Below are 21,552 nucleotides of genomic sequence, written 5' to 3' on the forward strand. Positions count from 1 at the left end.
TTCGTTGCGCTTTTGTGCTTTTGCTATCAATCAAAAGAACTTAAAAACAGTTCTCTTAATGGTTATTAATTCTACTGAATTAATAGGTAAGGCGGTTCATGCTGTATTCTTTCGCTGCTTTAACAAAGCGGATGAAAAGCGGGTGTGGGTTGGCTACCGTACTCTTTAACTCAGGGTGAAACTGCACTCCGATAAAGTGCGGGTGGTCTTTCAATTCAAAAATTTCAACCAAATCACCATCAGGGTTTCTGCCGCTTGCCATCATTCCGTGCGCTTCATACTCAGTCAAAAACTTGTTATTAAACTCGTAGCGGTGACGGTGGCGTTCAGAAATTTTTGTTTTTCCGTATGCTAATGATGCCAGCGAACCTTTTTGTAACTCACAGTTATAAGAGCCTAAACGCATAGTACCTCCTTTTTGAGTTACTTTTTTCTGCTCATTCATTAAGCTGATAACCGGATATTTTGTTTTAGCATTCATCTCGGTAGAGTCGGCACCGCTCCAGTTAAGCACGTTGCGGGCAAACTCAACCACTGCACATTGCATACCCAAGCATATACCAAAGAATGGTATTTTGTTTTCGCGGGCAAAACGAATGGCTTCAATCTTTCCTGCAAAACCACGCTCACCAAAGCCGGGAGCTACCAAAACACCGTCTAAGTGTCCTAGTTTTTGTTTAATGGTTTCTTCGTGCAAGGTTTCAGAGTGTATGTACTCCAAATGAACTTTGCACTCTTTTTCTGCACCTGCGTGAATAAAAGCTTCGGCTATTGATTTGTATGCATCGGGCAACTCGATGTATTTACCCACCAACCCGATTTTAACTTCGGTTTTAGGGTGTTTAAGCTTAAACAAAAAGTTTTTCCAGCTTTCTAAATCGGGCTCGTTTTTAGCAGGTAGTTTCAGTTTGGCAAGGGTCACCTTATCTAACTTTTCTTTTTGCATCATCAAAGGCACTTCGTAAATAGTTTCAACATCTATTGACTCTATCACCGCGTTGGCCTTTACGTTGCAAAACAATGCCATTTTCTTCCTGATTTCAGCATTTAGCGGATGCTCGGTGCGGCACACCAATATATCAGGCTGTATACCATACTCAAGCAGCATTTTCACGCTGTGTTGGGTAGGTTTTGTTTTAAGTTCTTTTGAAGCTGAAAGATAAGGAACCAGTGTTAGGTGTATCACCACACAATCGTCTTCGGGCAGTTCCCAATTCATTTGACGTACTGCCTCAATGTATGGCAACGATTCAATATCGCCCACAGTACCGCCTATTTCAGTAATTATAATATCGTAATCGCCCGTTTCTCCTAGTAATTTAAAACGGTTTTTTATTTCATCAGTAATGTGCGGGATTACCTGCACGGTTTTGCCTAAATAATCGCCGTTACGCTCTTTTTGAATAACGTTTTGGTAGATTTTTCCGGTGGTAACGTTGTTGGCCTGCGAGGTAGGTATATTTAAAAAACGCTCGTAGTGACCCAAATCCAAATCGGTTTCAGCACCGTCATCAGTCACATAGCATTCGCCATGCTCGTAGGGGTTCATGGTTCCGGGATCCACATTTATATAGGGATCAAATTTTTGGATGGTTACTGAATAGCCTCTGGCCTGCAATAATTTAGCAAGTGATGCTGATACAATGCCCTTTCCTAAGGACGAAGTTACCCCGCCCGTTACAAAAACGTATTTAACTTTTTTCATGACAAAACTCTGTGTGGAAGCTGCTTATAGTTTTACGAACGAACCCGAAAACTATCTCCCTGAACGGGATGCAAAGGTATCACATTTTAACGGAACGTTAACTAAACTGTGGAAACTGTTGTAAAAAATTTTCAGCCCTGTGCAAATCTTCGGGTACATCAACCGCTACACTGTGGAAGTCTGTAAGGCTTACCGATATTGTATAACCGTTCTCCAACCACCTAAGTTGCTCTAGCATTTCAAGGCTTTCTAATGTGGATAACGGAAGTTTTACAATTTCACCCAACACTTCTTTTCGGTAACCATAAACACCCACGTGCAAATAATGAATGCGGCGGGCAGCCCATTCATCGTGGGGCACTCCGCGCAAGTGCGGTATGGGTTGACGGCTAAAATAAAGGGCTTTAAAATCTTCGTTATAAACCACCTTTGCAGTGTTAGGGCTAAACAATGCTTCGGTATTATCGGTTTGTTTTATCAGCGTAGCTATATCGGTGGCCTCATCTTCAAAGCATTTGGCCAATAAGTCAACCTGTTCAGGCAATATAAAAGGCTCGTCGCCTTGTATGTTCAATACCACATCAAACTCGTTGTACAGTTTTTCAATCACCTCGGCGCAGCGCTCAGTACCGTTTTGGTGTTGCTCGGCAGTCATCATCACATTACCGCCAAAATCCTGCACGTGGTCGTATATCCTGCCATCATCAGTAGCCACCACCACTTTATCAATGCGGGTAGCTTTTTCTACCTGAGTGTAAACACGCTGTATCATGCTTTTACCACCAATTTGTGCCAACGGCTTGCCGGGAAAACGGGTTGATGCATAACGTGAGGGAATTACTGCCAGTACTTTCATAACTCTTTGGTTTGTGGGTGTGCAAATATACTATCAATTGTACCAACGGGTTTTATTGTGTAAAAGATGCAGCCTATAAACAAAAAAGGTAGCCGTTTTGCGGCTACCGGTGCATTGTTTCAATTATTGTTACTTATTTAATTAATAATAAAATATTGTTTGACAGGTTGGTGCCTGTAACTTTTACCGTGTACATACCTGCTGCCATGTTTGTGGCGCTGATATCCAAGGGTAAGCTATTGCTGCCTTTTACCAGTTCAAAACTGCTGTTGTAATAGCAGCGGCCCAGCATATCGTATATGGCTACTTGTGCGGTAACCGGTGCATCGGTTTTAACCTCTACAGCAATTGCTTGTGTGCCTTGCTGCATTGGGTTGGGTACAACCAATGCCTCTTTATCGCCTTTAGGTTCATCAGGCTGCATACGAGCGTTGCTGCCTCCGGGTATCCACCATGCAAAACAGGTATTTTTATCATTAATTGGAGCATTTGCAACCCATAGTGTATTAAAATTAAACCACGAAGGCATATTTACTGAAACATTGCCCATTTGTCCAGGAGCCGACATGGTTGGAGAGACACTAAGTGCCTGATTACACGCCGACTCTCCATTGAAATATACTTTGCGGATGTACATTTCTGAGCCTACGCCGGGCATTGCTGAAAAATCACCCATACCAAAAATACTAAGCCCGTCATTGCCCGTACCGTCCAGTTGGTCTATTTTGAAACATAGCTGAAAATTCGCATCACCGTAACTAAACTCCCCAACAGAGGCACCGGCGTCATCCGTTTTAACAATCAATGCATCTGATGAACCCATAACCCCGTTATAGGCAGTGCCCCCATATAATATTCATATTTTCCCGATGTATTGAACCTTTCTATCACATCGTAACAACGTTCATCACCGCCGGGATTAAAACTATAATCGTACTGGTTTGCCCAAATACTGTTACCGGCAGCATCAACCAGATTCAACCAAAAATCGAACGGAGGCGATACTGAAGAAGAAATATACCCCCCTATCACAAAGCCGCCTACTTGGTTTGCTACACTTATAGAAGAAAAATAGTCCCAAGTACTTGATGTGCCATAAGTAACCGCCGTACCCGCAGCTCCTGAATTAGCATCTACGGGAAGGAAGAATGCATCTTGGGTAAGTCCGGGGCTATATACCGTACCTACTACCATCACTTCAGGAGAAAACGGGCTTTCGATTATGTCTTCAGCCAACGCAAACGCCGGTGCTGATGGGGTTACAAAATCATACAAATTGCCCCATATTATGCCACCTGAAGCAATATCAATTTTCAGCACAAAGACATAAGCATCAGTCCATGCATTTTGGGCACTGCCTGTAATATACGCTTCATTACCCGAGGCAGACAATGCTACTGATGTAACAGTGTACACTTCCCAAGTCATCCCTCCAATAGGTTGTATCCTGTATTCGTAGGCATTAATGGGGTTTCCGGCAGCATCAACCGTAAAATAATAAATACCTGAGTAAGGTGCACCCATACTTGGGTCGTAAAACCTGCCTACCACCCCAAACGCTGCACTGCTGTTGGGATACTCAAACACTTTTGTTCCACCCGGAGAAACAGTAACACCGGTAGAGCTGTATAGCTCATACTCATGATTAAAATACGGCACTCCAGTTATGTCGGTATGGGTTAGCGTGATAATACTTAGTGGCATGGCAACTGCCCCTCCTTCGCCTGCTATTACAAAGCCGGGAGTGTTAACGGTGTTTTTACCGTCAGAAAGGGCGTCATCAAACTGACGGCCGTAAAGGTGTTCAAAATACTGCGCCTGAACAGAAGAGAAACCACATAGCGCAATGGCAATAATAAATAGTTTTTTCATGTGTTAATGACCTTTATTGGTTTGATAGAAAACAATGCATCAGCAAGTTCATCAAAAAAAACCAGTTACACATAAATATTATAGCAAGTGGGTGACCGTAAAAAAACAAAGCCGTACACTAGTGCACGGCTTGTTATACCTAACCTATCTATACCTTATTATTAATGATTAACCGGCGGTGTTGGTTTTGGCACAGGCTTCACCTCAGCAGGTCGGGGAGCGGGAGTATTGGGAGTTAAATTAATTCTGTTATTGTTTGGGGTGTAATGTGTGCTTTGGCTGCGTTGCACATTATCCAGTTTTATTAATATACCTATGCGGTACGTAAGCATATCCGATACGGGAGTACGCACAGTGCGGTATGTGATGCCGCTGGCAAGATCGGGATCTTTAGCCGGTGATTTTAAATCAACAAAGTTTATAGCACTGCCTGTTGAGTAACTCACCCTTGCATCAAAAGCTATTCGGCTGCCCAAGTTATAAATAAGCCCTACAGAACCACCGTAATGGGCGGCAGCGTTTTGTACCACCGGCTTATTGCTGGTACGCTCATACCCTTGTACTTCTTTATTAAAACGGTTTACCTGATAACTGTTAAATATGCGGGCGTTTGCAAACACATCAACATAAGGACTGAAACGGCCTACGTTGAATATGAATTTAGGAGCTACAAAAAAACCGAACATTTGGTTTTGCAATTTGCTGCTGCCCAAATCGTTGTTGGGAGTGTTAAACACTAAATCTTCTACTTTTTTGCTGCTGCCGTGATGAAAAAACTCGATGCCGGCTCCTACCCTTACTTCAAACGGGCTGCGGGTATTGGGTGCAAATAATGAAGGGCTAAGGTACTCTGCCGAAAAGCCGATACCGTTGCGATATCCTGAATCGTTTAATTGATTAAACGGTGTAGCTCCGTTCAGGTAAAAACCTATATGATGCTGGGCACCTGCAAAGGATACAATGCCCAACATCAAAAAGGCAAGCATGTATAATTTTTTCATAGTGTGTTGTTTTGTTTTCATAGTTTCAATCTTAATGCCAATATTCTCTATACAATAAAAGTTACCCCTACCCCCAAAGTAATTTTAAAATTTTACCCCTAAATCCCCTGTAAGGGGACTTTCACCCAACGACAAACTAATATTGATTTAAGGTATGACTTTGTGTTACTCCCCCGCCTTTAGGAGAGGGCAAAGTATGGAAAATCAATGAGCGGTGAAAAGTCGGGTGAGGTTGACCCCTAAATCCCCTAAAGGGGACTTTCACCCAACGACTAACTAATTTTGATTATAAGGTATGACTTTGTGTTACTCCCCCGCCTTTAGGAAAGGGCAAGAGCGGTATAATCAATGCTCTGTGGGAAGTCGGGTGAGGTTCGTTTGATAATTCAGCAAACAAACTTTAGGTTTGCCCGTTTTATACACCGTAATGCAGGAAGCCATTAACCACATAGCCGCCGCGTGCGCAGCCGCCGATGTACGTTATGCAATAATTTGTCCCGGCAGCCGCAATGCACCGCTTACCATGGCTTTTGCCCGCCACCCAGGTATTAAATGCCAAAGTGTAATTGATGAGCGGAGTGCGGGGTTTATTGCATTGGGCATGGCACAACGGTGCTCACTTCCGATAGTTGTAATTTGTACATCGGGCAGTGCTGTGGTAAATCTGTATCCTGCCGTTGTTGAGGCATATTACCAACGCTTACAGCTTATAGTAATAACGGCAGACAGGCCTCCTGAGATGATAGACCAATGGGACGGCCAAACCATGCACCAACACGAGGTGTTTGGTAAGCACGTAAAAGCAAGTTATACCCTACCCGACCGTTACGATAATCCTGAAGAATTTAGTGCTACAGTTTTTGAGGCTGTGAAGCTATCATTAACGGGGAATAGAGGTCCGGTGCATATTAATGTGCCTTTGCGCGAACCATTATATACTGCAATAAACGACACGTTTGAATACCCTCAGCTGGCTCAGCTAACTAGTGATTTTTATTTTGGTAATAAGGGTGAGGCATCAGATATTTCTGAGTTAAAAAATGCCATTAATCAATATCAAAAAATATTGGTAGTTATAGGAACACAAAAACATACTGAAATGGGGCTTTTGATTGCTTATCAAAAAGTTAAAGACAAAATACCGTTTGTTTGCGATGTTTTAAGTAACCAACTTAACTCGAGCCGAGCCCTTTACCACAGTGATATGCTGCTCTCTATACCCAACCCGCAACTGAAAGCACAACTACAACCCGAAGTATTATTAACTTTTGGCACCAGCGTAGTATCAAAAAACCTGAAACAATTTTTACGCCAATACAAACCCAAAAAGCATTTTCATATTTCAAGGTTTGGAGAAACTGCCGACCCGTTTGATACCTCGCCCATACAGATTATAGGAAGTGACAGAGATGTTTTTGAACAATTGGATTTTAGCCATTTAACCACTGATTATAACAATCTTTGGCAAAAACACGACGACCAAATTGCCTCCTTCACAGAAGAATTTCTCTCTCAGCCAACATTTCATGAACTGGCCGTTGCAGACAGAATATTAAAACACTTGCCTGATAAAAGCCAATTGCAATTAGCCAACAGTATGGCGGTGCGGTGGGTAAATATATTAGGCGGAAATAAATACAGTAACATAGCAATATGCGGCAATCGTGGAGTATCAGGCATTGATGGGTGCACATCAACCGCAGTAGGTATGGCCTACATGGATGATGAAGCAATGAACCATTGGGGTGTGGTGTTAGGTGCAAATACTGTAACTCTGCTAACAGGCGATGTGGCATTTTTTTATGATAGTAACGCCCTTTGGAATAAATTTGCGCCCGCAAACTTGCGCATTATTATACTGAACAATGGCGGTGGGGCTATTTTCAGGTTGATTGACGGGCCGGGGCAAATGCCCGAACGCGAGGAGTTTTTAGAAACCCGCCACCAACGTACCGCAAAGCTTTTGTGCGAGGATATGAAGGTGGGCTATGCGCAGGCAAGCAATTTTGAGGAACTGGAAAGGGAACTTGAGCTTTTATACCAAGCTTCTGACCGCCCGAAGGTGCTGGAGGTGTTTACCGATGCTGAAACCAATACTAAATTTTTTAACGAGTATAAACAATTGATACATGGACTGGAATAGATATGACTGGCAACCGATAAAAGAATACGAAGAGATTCTTTTTCATCAATACAACGGCATAGCCCGTATAAGCATTAACCGCCCGAAGGTACACAATGCTTTTACCCCGCTTACGGTAAAAGAAATGATTGACGCAATGAACATTTGCCGCGAACGCGAAGACATTGGCGTGATTGTTTTGACAGGAGAAGGCGGTAAGGCTTTTTGCAGCGGCGGCGACCAAACCGTGCGCGGTGATGGCGGCTATGTAGGTAATGACGGTGTACCCCGCCTAAACGTGTTGGATTTGCAAATGCAAATACGCCGCATACCCAAGCCTGTAATTGCTGCGGTAGCCGGCTGGGCAATTGGTGGCGGACACGTGTTGCACGTGATTTGCGACCTTAGTATTGCTGCAGAAAACGCCCGTTTTGGCCAAACTGGTCCTAAGGTGGGTAGTTTTGACGGTGGTTTTGGTGCTTCGTACCTTGCCCGCATTGTAGGCCAGAAAAAAGCCCGCGAAATTTGGTATTTGTGCGACCAATACGATGCCAACGACGCGCTGCAAATGGGATTGGTGAACAAGGTGGTGCCTTTGGAAATGTTGGAGCAAACCACTGTAGAGTGGTGCAATAAAATCCTTGAAAAATCGCCGATAGCGTTGCGTATGCTGAAAAGCTCTTTCAACGCTGAATTGGACGGACAAGCCGGTATACAGGAGTTGGCAGGTAACGCTACCTTGCTTTATTACCTGAGCGAGGAAGGCAAAGAAGGTAAAAACGCTTTTGTTGAGAAACGTAAACCCGACTTTAGCAAATTCCCTAAATTTCCGTAAGGAGAGTTTTTGATTTGTTAACTTGTTGATTTAGAGATTTTCAGCACTCCGTCATTCCGAACTTGTTTCGGAATCTCATTGGTGTTCATCCTGAAATGGTAATGTGATGCTGAAACAAGTTCAGCATGACGGGTAATTATTCCCCCATACCGAAATACTCTACCACTACTTTGGCTTTGGCCTTGCCAATAATGGCTTCAATGCTTTCTAAGGAAGCCTCTTTTAGTTTCTTTACCGATTTAAAGTGCGATAGCAATTGATTGGCCGTTTCATCACCAATGCCTTTAATCTCGGTCAGTTCTGTTACCAAAGTGCCTTTATCACGGCGTTTGCGGTGATGGGTAATCCCAAAACGATGCGCCTCATCGCGCATTTGCTGTATAATCCGCAACGTTTCTGATTTTTTATCTATGTGCAGGGGCAGCGGGTCTTCGGGGTAATAAATTTCTTCTAACCGCTTCGCAATACCAATCACGGGGAGTTTGCCATAAATACCCATTTCTTTTAACGCCTCTACCGCACTGCTCAACTGGCCTTTACCACCATCAACTATCAGCAGTTGGGGCAAAGGTTGGTTTTCTTCCTGCAAGCGTTTGTAACGGCGGGTAATTACCTCCTTCATCGTGGCAAAATCGTTCGGACCTTCTACCGTTTGCACGTTAAAATGGCGGTAATCTTTCTTGCTGGGCTTGCCGTTTTTAAAGCACACCATTGCTGATACGGGGTATTTTCCCTGAAAGTTTGAGTTATCAAAACACTCAATATGATAAGGCAATTCGGTAAGGTGCAAATCGTTTTTCATTTGCGTCATCACCCTTTCTACACGTAAATCGGGATTTAGCTTTTCGCTTTGGGTTACCTTATCGTTTTTATAGAAAATAGCATTCTTTAGTGAAAGGTCAAGCAGTTTCTTTTTATCCCCCGTTTTAGGCACCGTAAACCTGATATTCGGGTCGTCGATATCCAACTCAAAGGGGACTAATATCTCTTCGGCTTTGCTGTTGTATCGGTTACGCATTTCGGCAATGGCCATTTCAAGCATTTCCTGCGGCGTTTCCTCCAATCGTTTTTTATACTCTAATGTCTGGGTTTGGATGATAATCCCGTGGTTTACTTTCAGGTAGTTAATAAAGGTGCTCTTACCTTCATCGGCTAAGTTAAACACATCTACATCGTGGCGTACCTGTGTAACCACCGTTGATTTGCCTTGATAATTCTCTAAAATATCCAGCTTGGTTTTAGCCACAGCCGCCACCTCAAACTTCAATTGCGAGGCAGCTTCCTGCATATCCTTTTTAAGGTATTGAATTACCTCACCCACATTACCGCGCAATATCTTGCGTACCTGCTCAATGCTATTCATGTAATCCGCCTCGCTTTGTAATCCTTCACAGGGGCCTTTACAATTCCCTATCTGATACTCAAGGCAGGTTTTAAACTTCCCTGCTTTAATATTGGCATCGCTAAGGTTTAGATTACAGTTACGCAAAGGATATACATTGCGCACCAACTCCAATATGGTGTGCATCATCCTTACTGAGCCGTATGGACCAAAATACTCGGAGCCATCTTTAACAGGGTTTCGGGTTGGGAAAACTTTTGGGAACCGTTCTTTGGTAAGCCGTATGAAAGGATAGGTTTTATCGTCCTTCCAATCAATATTAAAGCGGGGCTTAAACTCCTTAATCAGGTTGTTTTCCAGCAGTAGCGCATCAAACTCGGTATCTACCACCGTGTACTGTATATCGTCAATACGACTTACCAGCACGGCCGTTTTCTTGTTCTCGTACTGGTTTTTATTAAAGTAAGAGGATACGCGCTTTTTGAGGCTTTTAGCCTTGCCAATGTATATCAACTCCCCTTCGGAACTGTAGTACTTATACACTCCGGGAGAATCGGGCAGTATCGAAATAATCTTTTTGAGTTTATCCTCGGCAGCAGGCATAGCGCAAAGTTAGGAAATAGCGGGCTGAGTTGATTTGAAATAAAACCTGTGTGCGTTATTAAACCAACGCTGAAAATCAATTTCACTGTTTTTACGGCACTTACTCTGTCATTCCTTGCGCTCAATCATTGGTGCTTTACGGCGATTATTAAACGTGGTAAATTTGATATTAATCAAGCGCGTATACCGAAAAGCGGGAAACAGAGTAGGTAATTATTAAACAAAATTCAAACAATGAACACTAATCCAATTGTAGGGAAACGTCTTTCCCATCTCATTCTATTAATTGTAGTCATGGTTTTCTCAGGAGTACTTATGACAGGCTGTAAAAAAGACAACCCTGTATCTAACCCATCCATTACTGAACCGTTACCGCAAGCCAATTTGGTGCCCGACGAAAATGAAACCGACTATTCAATGGCCAATTACCAAGATGCTTTGGATAATGTTGAATTTAACGGAGACAGGCTGATATTTCAAAACCTGAGTCATTTTTTTACTACTGCTATGGCATTGGATAGTTTGGGTGACAGTACGGCACACATCTGGTTTCAGAATATCGGGTTTACTAACTCATTGTATGATCAATACAAGAGTGCCGTAGAAAATATGCCCGAGGACCTTGAAGATGCTGATATGGATGCTTATTACACCGCAAACAGCAACTCATTAGTGTACGACGGTGATTTGGATGCCTGGCATGTGAACGCCCAAGCTCCCTTTTGTGCCAAGTTACTAAACGGTGCACACAAAGCCCAAATAGGGGGGAATATTTACTACTCTAATTATGATGTTGATGTAATGGTAGGTCAAGCGGATGAAAGCTTAATCCCCACCTATGCTGCACAAAGTGCTGAGCAGGAAGATGAGTATGCCATTGTGAAATTTAACCGTACCGCATTAAAAACAACAGGAACACTTTGTGTATCCTGCGGCCAAAACTATTATCTCGGTGAAATTACTTGTGGCTCACCTGCACAAAAAAGGGCTAAAATGTGGATGAAGACATATTGCCAGTACGGATTACAGGGCGAAAAATACACTGCCACCCACATTATTGTACAACAGCATAAGCGCGGTTTTTTGGGCCGTTGGTATAAAGAATCGAGGGGCTCACAAGTTGGCGGTAATTTTAACGGCCAGTATTTCAATATGGCCTTCATTTACAATCAATCAAGCTGGGAAAGTGTGTACCCCGTTTATGGAAATATGAACTGGATGTCGGTATGTGCGTCGGATTTACAGATATGCGTAGCACCTATGTGCAGCGGAAATACGATTTGCCGAAACTGGTAAACATCACCCGAATACAAAACAAAAAAGCCCTCGCATTGCAAGGGCTTTTTTGTTTTTTGCGGTCTGGACGGGACTCGAACCCGCGACCCCGTGCGTGACAGGCACGTATTCTAACCAGCTGAACTACCAGACCGTGGTTTCGAAAAGGGAGTGCAAATATAGCTATATGCTGTGTTTTGTCAATATTTTTTTTAAAAATTTACTGATTTAGCTAATTTTCAACATCTTATTTATTTAGGCAATGGGCATAGTGTACCTAATTTGAAAATTGGTTTACTTTGCGGGTTCAAAAAAATGAAGTAAGTATGGCACAACTGATGGATTTTGAAAAACCTATTGCCGAACTGGAAGAACAGTTGGAGAAAATGCAACAAGTGCAGGCAAAGGGTAAAGTGGACGTTACTGACAGCATAAAGAAGCTGGAAGCCGAAATACTTGAAACCAAAAAGAAATTATACAGCAACCTTTCAGGCTGGCAAAAGGTGCAGATATCACGTCACCCCGACAGGCCTTATACGCTGGATTATATTGAGAATATTTGTGATGAATTTATAGAGTTGCACGGCGATCGCAATGTGAAGGACGATAAAGCCATGATTGGCGGCTTGGCCAGCATTGATGGTAAAAGTGTGATGATTATCGGTCACCAGAAAGGACGTAATACCAAGCAACGCCAGTTGCGCAACTTTGGTATGGCCAACCCTGAGGGCTACCGCAAAGCATTACGCCTAATGAAGCTGGCCGAAAAATTCAATAAGCCCATTATCACGCTGATTGACACTCCCGGTGCTTCACCCGGTTTGGAGGCAGAAGAACGCGGCCAAGGCGAAGCAATTGCCCGCAACCTGCTTGAAATGAGCGTGCTTAAAGTACCCGTGATTTGTATAGTGATTGGTGAAGGTGCCTCGGGCGGTGCGTTGGGTATTGGTATCGGAGATAAAGTGATGATGCTTGAATACACTTGGTATTCAGTGATTTCGCCTGAGTCTTGCTCGTCTATCTTATGGCGTAGCTGGGATTATAAAGAAAGGGCTGCTGAAGCGTTGAAACTAACCGCTACGGATATGTTGGAGCAAGGCCTTATTGACGGTATTATTAAAGAACCGATTGGTGGTGCCCACAACGACCCACAAGCGATGTACAAAACGCTTAAAACAGAAATTAAACGCTTGCTGAAAGAGCTTAGCGGCTACTCAACCGAAGATTTGATAAACTTTAGGGTAGAGAAGTTTTCTAAAATGGGCGTATATCAAGAGGCGTAAAAGCTTCTTGCCCCTTGCAAATCGTTACATATCCAATCTAAAATACTTAGGTTGGATATAAAACCTTGCTTTTCTTCAAACACCTGCGTGTAGTGCGGGTGAACAAATTCCGTTTCTATTTTCGGGCTGATGGTATTGCGTAAATCGTTTACCCCCTCCCCTGCTTGCACAGTGTATTCCGTAGTGAATGAATGATTGATGGTAGCTTTGAGTGTTTTTACCACCCACTCCAGCCACATCAGGTTGTAATCCAGCAAATACTTGTGTTGGGTGAAAAATAACCGATGGATGTCGTTTTCAAAGTAATCATAATACGGCGACGAGCGATAGGCTGAATGCACGGCCATAAAATGGGTATGCTGCCACTTTTCGGCATACATTATTTCCAATTCTTTTACGGGTACTTTGGCCGATTTTTTCTTTACAGGCACTATCAAATCCAGCACTCCGTTAGCTCCTGCAATGCGGCAACGATTGCGGTAGGTTTGCTTGATAAAATGCTCGTGGGCTTCAAAAAGCACAGCATTGCCCGCTATGGCATTTACATACGCTATGCTTGGCAAATAGTGCAATTCTATTAAAACAGATGTACCCATAGGCTATATAACAGGGCGGGAAATGCCCTCGGCAAATTCAGTAGTAAACAAAACGTCTTTCAAACGTTCATAATCATCGGCATCGTTCACAAAATCAAGATTTTTAGCGTCTATCACCACCACTTTTTGCTTGGGCATCTGCTTAAAAAACTCAAAGTAGCCGGCCTCAATCTTTTCGAGGTACGAGGGACGAATGTCTTGCTCGTAACTGCGCCCCCGCTTGCTGATATTGGCAATCAGTTGCCCTACAGGGCGGTGTATGTACACAATCAAGTCAGGGCGGGGCAGTTGGGGCTGTATAATCTCATACAGTTTATAAAACAGCTGAAACTCGTCGTCTTCAAGGGTAACCCTTGCAAACACCAAGTTCTTAAAAAAGCTGTAATCGGATATAATGGAAGGATTACTGAAAATCTCGCTTTGGTTGGTAATAATATCTTTAAGCTGTGTGAAGCGTGCAGCCAAAAAACTTAACTCTAACGGGAAGGCAAACCTGCGTGAATCGTTATAAAATTTGGGCAGAAATGAGTTGTCTTCAAACTGCTCCAGCATCAGGCGACAATCAAACTCAGCCGCAAGTTTTTTGCTGAGACTGGTTTTTCCTGCACCAATATTCCCTTCAACAATCAGGTATGGATACTTGTGTTGCATCAGGTTTGTATCACACCGGGGTTAAATTGCTTGGTAATAGGACTGTGGTTAGCCGCCTCAATACTCATTGAGATGTGCTGGCGTGTTTCCAACGGGTTGATGATATTATCCACCCACAACCTCGATGCTGCATAATACGGCGTAGTTTGGGCTTCGTAGCGGTCGGTAATTTTATCCAGCAACGCTTTTTCGGCTTCGGGGGTAATCTCCTCCCCTTTCCCTTTTAGCGTGGCAGTTTGTATTTGCAACAAGGTTTTGGCGGCTTGCTCGCCTCCCATTACTGCAATTTTAGCCGTAGGCCATGCAAAAATAAAGCGGGGGTCGTATGCCTTGCCGCACATGGCATAATTACCTGCACCGTAGGAGTTACCTGTGATAATGGTAATTTTAGGAACAATACTGTTGGCAACAGCATTTACCATCTTGGCTCCGTCTTTTATAATACCGCCCATTTCACTGCGCGAGCCAACCATAAAGCCCGTTACATCCTGCAAAAACACAAGAGGTATTTTCTTTTGGTTACAGTTTAATATAAAGCGGGCCGCCTTGTCAGCACTGTCTGAATAGATTACCCCGCCAAACTGCATTTCGCCTTTTTTGCTTTTTACCAGTTTGCGGTTGTTGGCCACAATGCCCACAGCCCAACCATCTATACGGGCGTAACCGCACAAAATGGTTTTACCGTAAAGCTCTTTGTATTGGTCAAACTCGCTGTTATCTACCAAACGCTCAATCAACTCAAGGGTATCGTACTGCTTGGTGCGGTCGGCAGGCATAATGCCTAAAATTTCATGGGGGTCTTTGGCAGGCTTCACAGGTTTAATACGGTCGAACCCTGCGGTTTCAAAATGACCGATTTTACCCATAATCCCTCTGATGCGGTCTAAGCAACTCTTATCATCGGGGAATTTATAATCCGTAACGCCTGATATTTCGCAATGGGTAGTAGCGCCGCCCAATGTTTCGTTGTCAATATCTTCGCCAATGGCTGCTTTTACAAGGTATGAACCTGCTAAGAATATCGAGCCTGTTTTGTCAACAATCATGGCTTCGTCGCTCATAATAGGCAGGTAAGCACCGCCCGCAACGCAACTACCCATAATGGCTGATATTTGGGTAATTCCCATGCTGCTCATAATGGCATTGTTACGGAAAATACGCCCGAAATGCTCTTTATCAGGGAAAATCTCGTCTTGCATAGGTAAGAAAACGCCCGCGCTATCTACCAAGTAAATAATGGGCAAGCGGTTTTCCATGGCAATTTCTTGGGCACGCAAATTCTTTTTGCCTGCCATAGGAAACCATGCCCCGGCTTTCACAGTGGCATCGTTAGCCACCACCATGCACTGGCGTCCTTGTATATACCCCACACCGCACACAACGCCTGCACTGGGGCAACCACCGTATTCTTCGTACATATCATAGGCAGCAAAAGCCCCTATTTCCATAAACGGGCTGTCTTTATCCAGCAAATAGGCAATACGCTCGCGAGCCAGCATTTTGCCTTTTTCTTTTTGCTTGGCCGCAGCTTTATCGCCGCCGCCTTTGCTTATTTTGCCAAATTCGTACTTTAGTTTATCCACCAAAAGACGCATCGCGTCTTCGTTCTTGTTAAATTCTAAGTCAGACATATCAATGGGCAAAATAAGCTAACATGGCTTAATTGACAAAGGGAAATATCGTTTGTATTTAATAGTCAAATAAGCGTAAACAAAACCTACTCCATCTGTATCAAAAATAACCTAATGATTAGCCTTTCCAGCACGATTTCAAGGGCCTATGTCATTACAATATCCTACTTGTTGAAATTTAATCCCATACAAATCCAAAACAAGGCATTGCGGGTGAGTAATTTAGTACGTTGCTTTGTACTCCCTGATGAACAATCTATACGTTGAACAACAACAGCAGGCTTTCTTGCGCTGCAAAACTGAGTTTGAAGATGCCCGCTACCGACCCGAAACTCCGCTGGGATGTTTTACGCTGATATGGCAACGAAAGCATTCGGCTAAACTAATGGTGGACGGATTGCCAATGAAACTGCAAGAAGGGCAGGTATTGGCGTTGGGCTTTGAAAACCGTATTGACTTTGCACCAACCGAGGGGACGGTGATTGTTGAATTTAACCGCGATTTTTATTGTGTGATTGACCACGACAAGGTGGTTTCTTGCTCGGGTATATTGTTTTGGGGGGCGAAAGGTGCTGAGGCATTAACGCTTGGCGATGTAGAAACCGAACAATTGGAAGGTTTGCTTTTACTTTTTGCCGAAGAATTTAAAAGCGAGGACAATTTGCAAGGTGAGATGCTGCGTATATTATTAAAACGTATGATTATCATTCTTACCCGTTTGGCAAAAAAACAGTTGTATGGCAGACTAAACTACGCAGAAACGGATTTAGATGCGGTGAGAACTTATAGCCGCTTGGTTGATGTAAATTACAGGCAACTGCACACCGTTACCGAATATGCTGCGATGATGAATAAATCGCCAAAAACGTTATCAAATTTGTTTCATCTGTTTTATAGTAAAACTCCGTTGCAGATAATACACGAACGGATTACGCTGGCGGCAAAACGGATGCTCATGTTCACCGATAAATCAACTAAAGAGATAGGCTTTGAACTGGGGTTTGATGATGCTTCAAAATTCAGCAGGTTTTTCAAAACACAAACCGGCTACAGCCCCACAAGTTTTAAAGACGGGTTGCTAAAAACCGAACCAAGGGAAGAATTGGTATCTTAACGGGAAGCACTGCTATTCTTTGGCTGCACAGCCACCATGACCTTTGTGCTGTAACATTTAAACAAATATTTACAGTCATGAAATTCACCATCCCAACAAAAGAAACTGCCCCTGCCGGCTCAAAAGCAATTTTTGAAAACCTTGAAAAACAAATTGGTTTTCTTCCCAATTTATTTGCTTACATAGGTCATTCACCCAACGCACTGCAAAGCAGTTTAGCCTACCAACAAGGGAATGCTAAAGGTGCTTTTAACATTAAACAACGTGAGGTTGTGAACCTTGCTGTTTCGCAAGTAAATAATTGTCAGTACTGTCTAAGTGCCCATACTGTCCTTGGAAAAATGAACGGCTTTAGCGAAGAAGAGATTTTGCAACTACGTGCAGGTACCCACCCCGATGAAAAGCTAAACACTATTGCACTCCTTTCGGCTGAAATTCAACGCACGCATGGACACCCTGAGCAAACATTGCTTGACAAGTTTTTCGCGTTAGGATATAACGAAGCTGCACTAGTTGATTTGGTAGCCCTTGTGGCCGATAAAGTGTTTGCCAACTACATTAACAATATTGTGCAGACTCCGATAGATTTTCCGGCAGTGCCTGAATTAACCCCCGCTCAACAAGCAGTTTAACTAAGCCCCGCACATTTAATGCGGCGCATAGCTTATTAGTTATGCGCCGTTTCTATTTTTGCCCTCATGGAAGACTTATTGCGGTTTTACGGGATTGATTGGGTAGCAATGGCTCTTAGCTTGTATGCGGTGTATTTATTGGGCAACCGCAACAAATGGGGCTTTGTGTCATTTATCATCTCCAATGCGTTGTGGGTGTATGTGGGGTATCTAACGGGTAGCTATGCTATTGCCATCGGTAATTTTGTATTTTTACTGATGAACTCTCGCGGGTATTTGAAATGGGTGCGTGAGGCACGGGTATCACAAAATTAAGCGGCTTAAACTTCACGGGCAAAAAGTTCGTTTCAACAATATGCGTTATCACATACCTACCCCCTGCCACGAAAACTGGGATAAAATGTCTCCTACTGTGCAAGGCCGTTTTTGCAGTTTATGTAGCAAAACAGTGGTCGATTTTACCCGAATGAGCGATGAGGAGGTACTTAATTACTTCGCAAACCATAAAAATGAGAATATCTGCGGACGCATAAAAAAACAACCCCAACTGCCTGAAATAACTATCCACATCCCTGCCTCAACAATACACCGACGGTATAACTATTTCCAAACGTTCTTGCTGGCATTATTGCTTTCGTTCGGGCTGCTTTTAACAGGTTTTACGGGTGAGAAAACACACGCTGAGTTTGCCCTCGAAAACACTAACAGTATAGCCGCTGTTGATAGCCCGCCTCCGGCAATTGAATTACCCTACCCCGACCCAACTGAGGAAATTATCTTAGGTAAAATGATGATACTTCCAGCTTATCCGGGCGGGGAAGAGGCAAGGATAAAATTTGTTGACGAAAAGCTAACATCGCTTGACCTCTCGTCGTATGCAGATAGTCTCCCTCGAAAAGTTTTGACACATTTTTATTTAGACAGCACAGGCAAAGCAACTAATGCTAAAATTATTAACGGTGGATTAGATAGTGCTTTCAATCACCAAATAATCAACATAATATACGCTATGCCATTGTGGGATATGGCCGACATACATAGTAGCCGCATACCGATAAAACTAAGTATGCCCATCAAAATTCTACGCAAAGAGTAATATAAATTTTGTGTTAAGCCAATCGGCGTATTATATTTGCCGTGGGTCTGTACTACCAGCTCCCACTAATCCCCCAGGTCAGGAATGGAGCAAGGGCATGTGGTTGTAGCGGTGAGATACAGGCCTTTTTTATTGGTCTAAACCCAAAATACGTATATCCATCGGGTTAAAACCCGATGCTACCAAAATTACAACGCGAAGCGGGACTTAAGTCCCGCTTCGCGTTGTAATTTTTACAGGGCAGGATTTCAATCCTGCTAAAACAACATCGGGATGTTTACTTATCTTTGCAACCGTTTCATAATTACCCAATAACAAATAACTGATAACCACACAAAATGAAGTTTTTTATTGATACCGCCAATCTTGACCAAATACGCGAAGCAAACGATTTAGGCGTATTAGACGGGGTTACTACCAACCCTTCACTAATGGCTAAAGAAGGCATTAAAGGGCAAGATGCTGTAATGGCACATTACAAAGCCATTTGTAACATTGTTGACGGTGATATAAGTGCCGAAGTAATCAGCACTGATTTTGAAGGTATTGTTCGCGAAGGTGAAATACTGGCTGCTATTGATGAAAAAATAGTAGTAAAAGTACCGATGATTAAAGATGGTGTAAAAGCGTTGAACTACTTTGCAAACAAAGGTATCAAAACTAACTGCACACTTGTGTTTTCACCCGGACAGGCATTGTTGGCGGCTAAAGCCGGTGCAACGTATGTATCTCCATTTTTGGGTCGTTTGGATGATATTTCATTCAACGGTTTGGAACTGATTGCCCAAATGAGCAGCATGTATGCCGTGCAAGGATATGCTACCCAAATTTTGGCAGCTTCTATCCGTAACCCTGTGCACATTGTTAAATGTGCCGAATTAGGAGCACACGTTATCACCAGCCCGCTTGACAGCATTATGGCGTTGTTGAACCATCCTTTGACTGATATCGGCTTGAAGAAGTTTTTGGCCGACCATGCTAAACTAAACAGCTAATTACTGTTTTAGCAGAATATTTGAACGCTTGCCCCAAAGGCAGGCGTTTTTTGTTTAACCTTATAGCGTCTGTAAACCCATGTTACGGTGTTATGCAGTTACGCGGTTATTGTGTTATTTTAGTTACTACTTGCACAATGGTTTGCAATGATTAAAGCAAAAACCATTATCAGGAAACCAAAGAACTGTTTTAATAAACAGTAGTTGGAAACTCAAAACAATGTGATGCTATTATTCCAATGAGAATAAAAGACAGTAACCAAAACAGTAATGGCTAAATGAAAAATGGTAAATGAAGAATGGTAACTGTTAAACGCTTACGCGACCGCCAAATAAAAATTCAGCAGGACCTTCCAAACGGATATTCTCAAACTTGTCAGGGCCTATTTTGTCAAACACAATTTGCAAATTGCCGCCCGGTGTGCTGATAGGTTGCACAATATCCTTGCCGTTGGGTGTGTTTGCAGCAGCAGCCAGCGCAACCGCCGTAACCCCTGTACCGCATGAGAAAGTTTCACCCTCTACACCGCGTTCATAGGTACGTACTTTTAGCACGCTACCTTCGGGTTTCACTATATTAACGTTAGTGCCTTGTGCAGCAAAGCGTTCGTTATAACGCACTTTATGCGCTTCGGTAATCAAATCAAAAGCATCAATATCCCCCTCAATAAACCTCACATAATGCGGAGAGCCTGTATTGAGGAACAAATCATTGCCAATTCTTTCAACCTCGTCCACATTTTTCATGTATAAGCTCACACGGCCATCGTCAAAAATTTCGGCATCGTGCGGCCCGTCAACTGCTAAAAAGTGGGCTTTCGTATTTATAATACCCAATTGCTTGGCAAACATGGTTATACAGCGTCCGCCATTGCCGCACATACTGCTCTCATTGCCGTCGCTGTTAAAGTAAACCATCTCAAAATCATACCCCTCTTTGTTTTGTACCATTATAAAACCATCGCCGCCAATGCCAAAACGACGGTCGCAAAGCCTGCGGTACAATTCAGTATTCTTTTGGGGTAAGGCAAGGTTGCGGTTGTCAACCATTATAAAATCATTCCCTGTGCCTTGGTATTTAAAAAATTCTATCTCCACTACTAATCCGTTCTTTATTTAATCGGAGGCAATCCTTTCAACGCCTCTGCATCTGTAACTTTGGTTAAATCGTTGGGCTTACCGTCTTTTTTCAACGAGTAATACCCCTTATTCCATACCAAATATGATGCCTTTTCTATCTCATACACCATCACTTTATCTTCAAACGGTACTTTATACAAAGTCAGCTTATTCGGCTCGTATTGATACTTAAGAGCATCGGCAGATTTATAATATACCAACAGTTTGCCTGAGCTTTTACCGCTGGCAATACGGGTTATATTTTCTTGTTTGTTTTTAGTGAGCGCATACAAATCCACCTCTTTTTTAATTTCAGGGGTTGCATCATCCCCATTGGTTTGTTGGGGAGTAGAATTTTCAACATACGCAGGCGATTCTTGGGTCTTACCTTTATCCTCGTTCTCAACGGCTATTCCGCCTTCATTAACACCCTTTGAATCCGTTTTGTTGCTGTCATTAGATTTCTGCTCGGCAGTAGGTTCATTATTACTTGAGTTCATAAAGTATTCAACCGCCACATACGATGCAAACATAATCACCAAAATAGCCGCCGAAGTCATTACCCAACTGCGCCCCCAAATATTGCCTATATATTTAATGTTGGCATTCTTCTTAATATAATCCTTTAGTTCCTCACGTCGTGCCTCACGTATGCCGGCCACCATATTCCGGTGCCATTCGTATGCCTCCCTAAAGGCTGGGTCAGAGTCAAGTTGCTGCAAAAACTCTTTAGTTTCCGCCTCATCCATTTGTCCCGTAAGGTAACGGTCAAAAACCTCTTGTATGTTATCGTCAAAATTCATCACAGGTAAAGGGTAAATGTG

20 protein-coding genes and 1 tRNA gene are annotated in these 21,552 nt (G+C 43.1%); 9 read left to right on the forward strand and 12 right to left on the reverse strand.

What is annotated here, in order from left to right:
• Positions 1 to 79: 79 nt before the first annotated feature.
• The 5 genes from F9K23_04765 to F9K23_04785 form a co-directional block, all read right to left on the reverse strand.
• Positions 80 to 1,705 carry a CTP synthase gene (locus F9K23_04765; GenBank protein KAB2917699.1) on the reverse strand — a complete coding sequence of 542 codons (1,626 nt, stop codon included), beginning with the start codon at positions 1,703 to 1,705 and terminating at the stop codon, positions 80 to 82.
• 97 nt (positions 1,706 to 1,802) lie between these two features.
• Positions 1,803 to 2,561, reverse strand: coding sequence for a 3-deoxy-manno-octulosonate cytidylyltransferase (gene kdsB / locus F9K23_04770; GenBank protein ID KAB2917700.1), 759 nt, complete (start codon positions 2,559 to 2,561; stop codon positions 1,803 to 1,805).
• Between the two features lie 133 nt (positions 2,562 to 2,694).
• A complete protein-coding gene (locus F9K23_04775) occupies positions 2,695 to 3,384 on the reverse strand; it encodes a T9SS type A sorting domain-containing protein (GenBank protein KAB2917701.1) in 690 nt (229 codons plus the stop codon).
• A complete protein-coding gene (locus tag F9K23_04780) occupies positions 3,363 to 4,433 on the reverse strand; it encodes a hypothetical protein (GenBank protein KAB2917702.1) in 1,071 nt (356 codons plus the stop codon). The genes F9K23_04775 and F9K23_04780 overlap by 22 nt, the downstream gene beginning before the upstream one ends.
• A gap of 161 nt (positions 4,434 to 4,594) precedes the next feature.
• On the reverse strand, positions 4,595 to 5,434 hold the full coding sequence (locus tag F9K23_04785; GenBank protein ID KAB2917703.1) for a hypothetical protein: 840 nt from the start codon (positions 5,432 to 5,434) through the stop codon (positions 4,595 to 4,597).
• Between the two features lie 427 nt (positions 5,435 to 5,861).
• Between F9K23_04785 and menD the strand changes: the two genes are divergently transcribed.
• Together menD and menB are read left to right on the forward strand one after the other, a co-directional pair.
• Positions 5,862 to 7,577 (forward strand): 2-succinyl-5-enolpyruvyl-6-hydroxy-3-cyclohexene-1-carboxylic-acid synthase, encoded by a 1,716-nt coding sequence (menD, locus tag F9K23_04790; protein ID KAB2917704.1) that lies wholly within the window; start codon positions 5,862 to 5,864, stop codon positions 7,575 to 7,577.
• Positions 7,564 to 8,391, forward strand: a complete 828-nt coding sequence (gene menB / locus F9K23_04795; protein ID KAB2917705.1) for a 1,4-dihydroxy-2-naphthoyl-CoA synthase — start codon at positions 7,564 to 7,566, stop codon at positions 8,389 to 8,391. Before menD ends, menB begins: the two co-directional genes overlap by 14 nt.
• Positions 8,392 to 8,527: 136 nt before the next feature.
• Here menB and F9K23_04800 read toward each other — a convergent pair whose 3' ends face one another.
• Entirely contained in the window at positions 8,528 to 10,336 is a 1,809-nt protein-coding gene (locus F9K23_04800; GenBank protein KAB2917706.1) for an excinuclease ABC subunit C, read from the reverse strand.
• Positions 10,337 to 10,570: 234 nt separating this feature from the next.
• On the opposite strand from F9K23_04800, the gene F9K23_04805 reads away from it, so the two are divergent.
• The gene (locus F9K23_04805) at positions 10,571 to 11,632 is read left to right on the forward strand and encodes a hypothetical protein (protein ID KAB2917707.1); all 1,062 of its coding nucleotides are present in this window, start codon (positions 10,571 to 10,573) and stop codon (positions 11,630 to 11,632) included.
• A gap of 59 nt (positions 11,633 to 11,691) precedes the next feature.
• Here F9K23_04805 and F9K23_04810 read toward each other — a convergent pair.
• Positions 11,692 to 11,765, reverse strand: a tRNA-Asp gene (locus F9K23_04810).
• 172 nt (positions 11,766 to 11,937) lie between these two features.
• Between F9K23_04810 and F9K23_04815 the strand changes: the two genes are divergently transcribed.
• Positions 11,938 to 12,894, forward strand: a complete 957-nt coding sequence (locus F9K23_04815) for an acetyl-CoA carboxylase carboxyltransferase subunit alpha (GenBank protein KAB2917708.1) — start codon at positions 11,938 to 11,940, stop codon at positions 12,892 to 12,894.
• Here F9K23_04815 and F9K23_04820 read toward each other — a convergent pair.
• From F9K23_04820 to F9K23_04830, 3 genes are read right to left on the reverse strand one after another with little or no spacing between them, the layout of a single operon-like run.
• Complete coding sequence (locus tag F9K23_04820; protein KAB2917709.1) at positions 12,882 to 13,490, reverse strand: WbqC family protein; 609 nt, start codon at positions 13,488 to 13,490, stop codon at positions 12,882 to 12,884. The genes F9K23_04815 and F9K23_04820 overlap by 13 nt on opposite strands.
• 3 nt (positions 13,491 to 13,493) lie before the next feature.
• The gene (locus tag F9K23_04825; GenBank protein KAB2917710.1) at positions 13,494 to 14,141 is read right to left on the reverse strand and encodes a deoxynucleoside kinase; all 648 of its coding nucleotides are present in this window, start codon (positions 14,139 to 14,141) and stop codon (positions 13,494 to 13,496) included.
• A complete protein-coding gene (locus tag F9K23_04830; protein KAB2917711.1) occupies positions 14,141 to 15,772 on the reverse strand; it encodes an acyl-CoA carboxylase subunit beta in 1,632 nt (543 codons plus the stop codon). Before F9K23_04830 ends, F9K23_04825 begins: the two co-directional genes overlap by 1 nt.
• 247 nt (positions 15,773 to 16,019) lie before the next feature.
• Here F9K23_04830 and F9K23_04835 point away from each other — a divergent pair, with 247 nt between their 5' ends.
• The 5 genes from F9K23_04835 (at position 16,020) to fsa (ending at position 19,609) form a co-directional block, all read left to right on the forward strand.
• Entirely contained in the window at positions 16,020 to 16,886 is an 867-nt protein-coding gene (locus F9K23_04835) for a helix-turn-helix domain-containing protein (protein KAB2917712.1), read from the forward strand.
• A gap of 77 nt (positions 16,887 to 16,963) precedes the next feature.
• Entirely contained in the window at positions 16,964 to 17,518 is a 555-nt protein-coding gene (locus tag F9K23_04840; GenBank protein ID KAB2917713.1) for a carboxymuconolactone decarboxylase family protein, read from the forward strand.
• A gap of 66 nt (positions 17,519 to 17,584) precedes the next feature.
• On the forward strand, positions 17,585 to 17,833 hold the full coding sequence (locus F9K23_04845; protein ID KAB2917714.1) for a nicotinamide mononucleotide transporter: 249 nt from the start codon (positions 17,585 to 17,587) through the stop codon (positions 17,831 to 17,833).
• Between the two features lie 40 nt (positions 17,834 to 17,873).
• Complete coding sequence (locus tag F9K23_04850; protein KAB2917715.1) at positions 17,874 to 18,614, forward strand: hypothetical protein; 741 nt, start codon at positions 17,874 to 17,876, stop codon at positions 18,612 to 18,614.
• 338 nt (positions 18,615 to 18,952) lie between these two features.
• Positions 18,953 to 19,609 (forward strand): fructose-6-phosphate aldolase, encoded by a 657-nt coding sequence (gene fsa, locus F9K23_04855; GenBank protein ID KAB2917716.1) that lies wholly within the window; start codon positions 18,953 to 18,955, stop codon positions 19,607 to 19,609.
• A gap of 309 nt (positions 19,610 to 19,918) precedes the next feature.
• Here the strand turns inward: fsa and F9K23_04860 are convergent, their stop codons facing one another.
• Both F9K23_04860 and F9K23_04865 read right to left on the reverse strand, forming a co-directional pair.
• Positions 19,919 to 20,707, reverse strand: coding sequence for a diaminopimelate epimerase (locus tag F9K23_04860; GenBank protein KAB2917717.1), 789 nt, complete (start codon positions 20,705 to 20,707; stop codon positions 19,919 to 19,921).
• 14 nt (positions 20,708 to 20,721) lie between these two features.
• Positions 20,722 to 21,531, reverse strand: coding sequence for a hypothetical protein (locus tag F9K23_04865; GenBank protein KAB2917718.1), 810 nt, complete (start codon positions 21,529 to 21,531; stop codon positions 20,722 to 20,724).
• Positions 21,532 to 21,552: the final 21 nt, after the last annotated feature.

Source organism: Bacteroidota bacterium (genome assembly GCA_008933805.1).
GTDB lineage: Bacteria > Bacteroidota > Bacteroidia > UBA8524 > UBA8524 > SB11.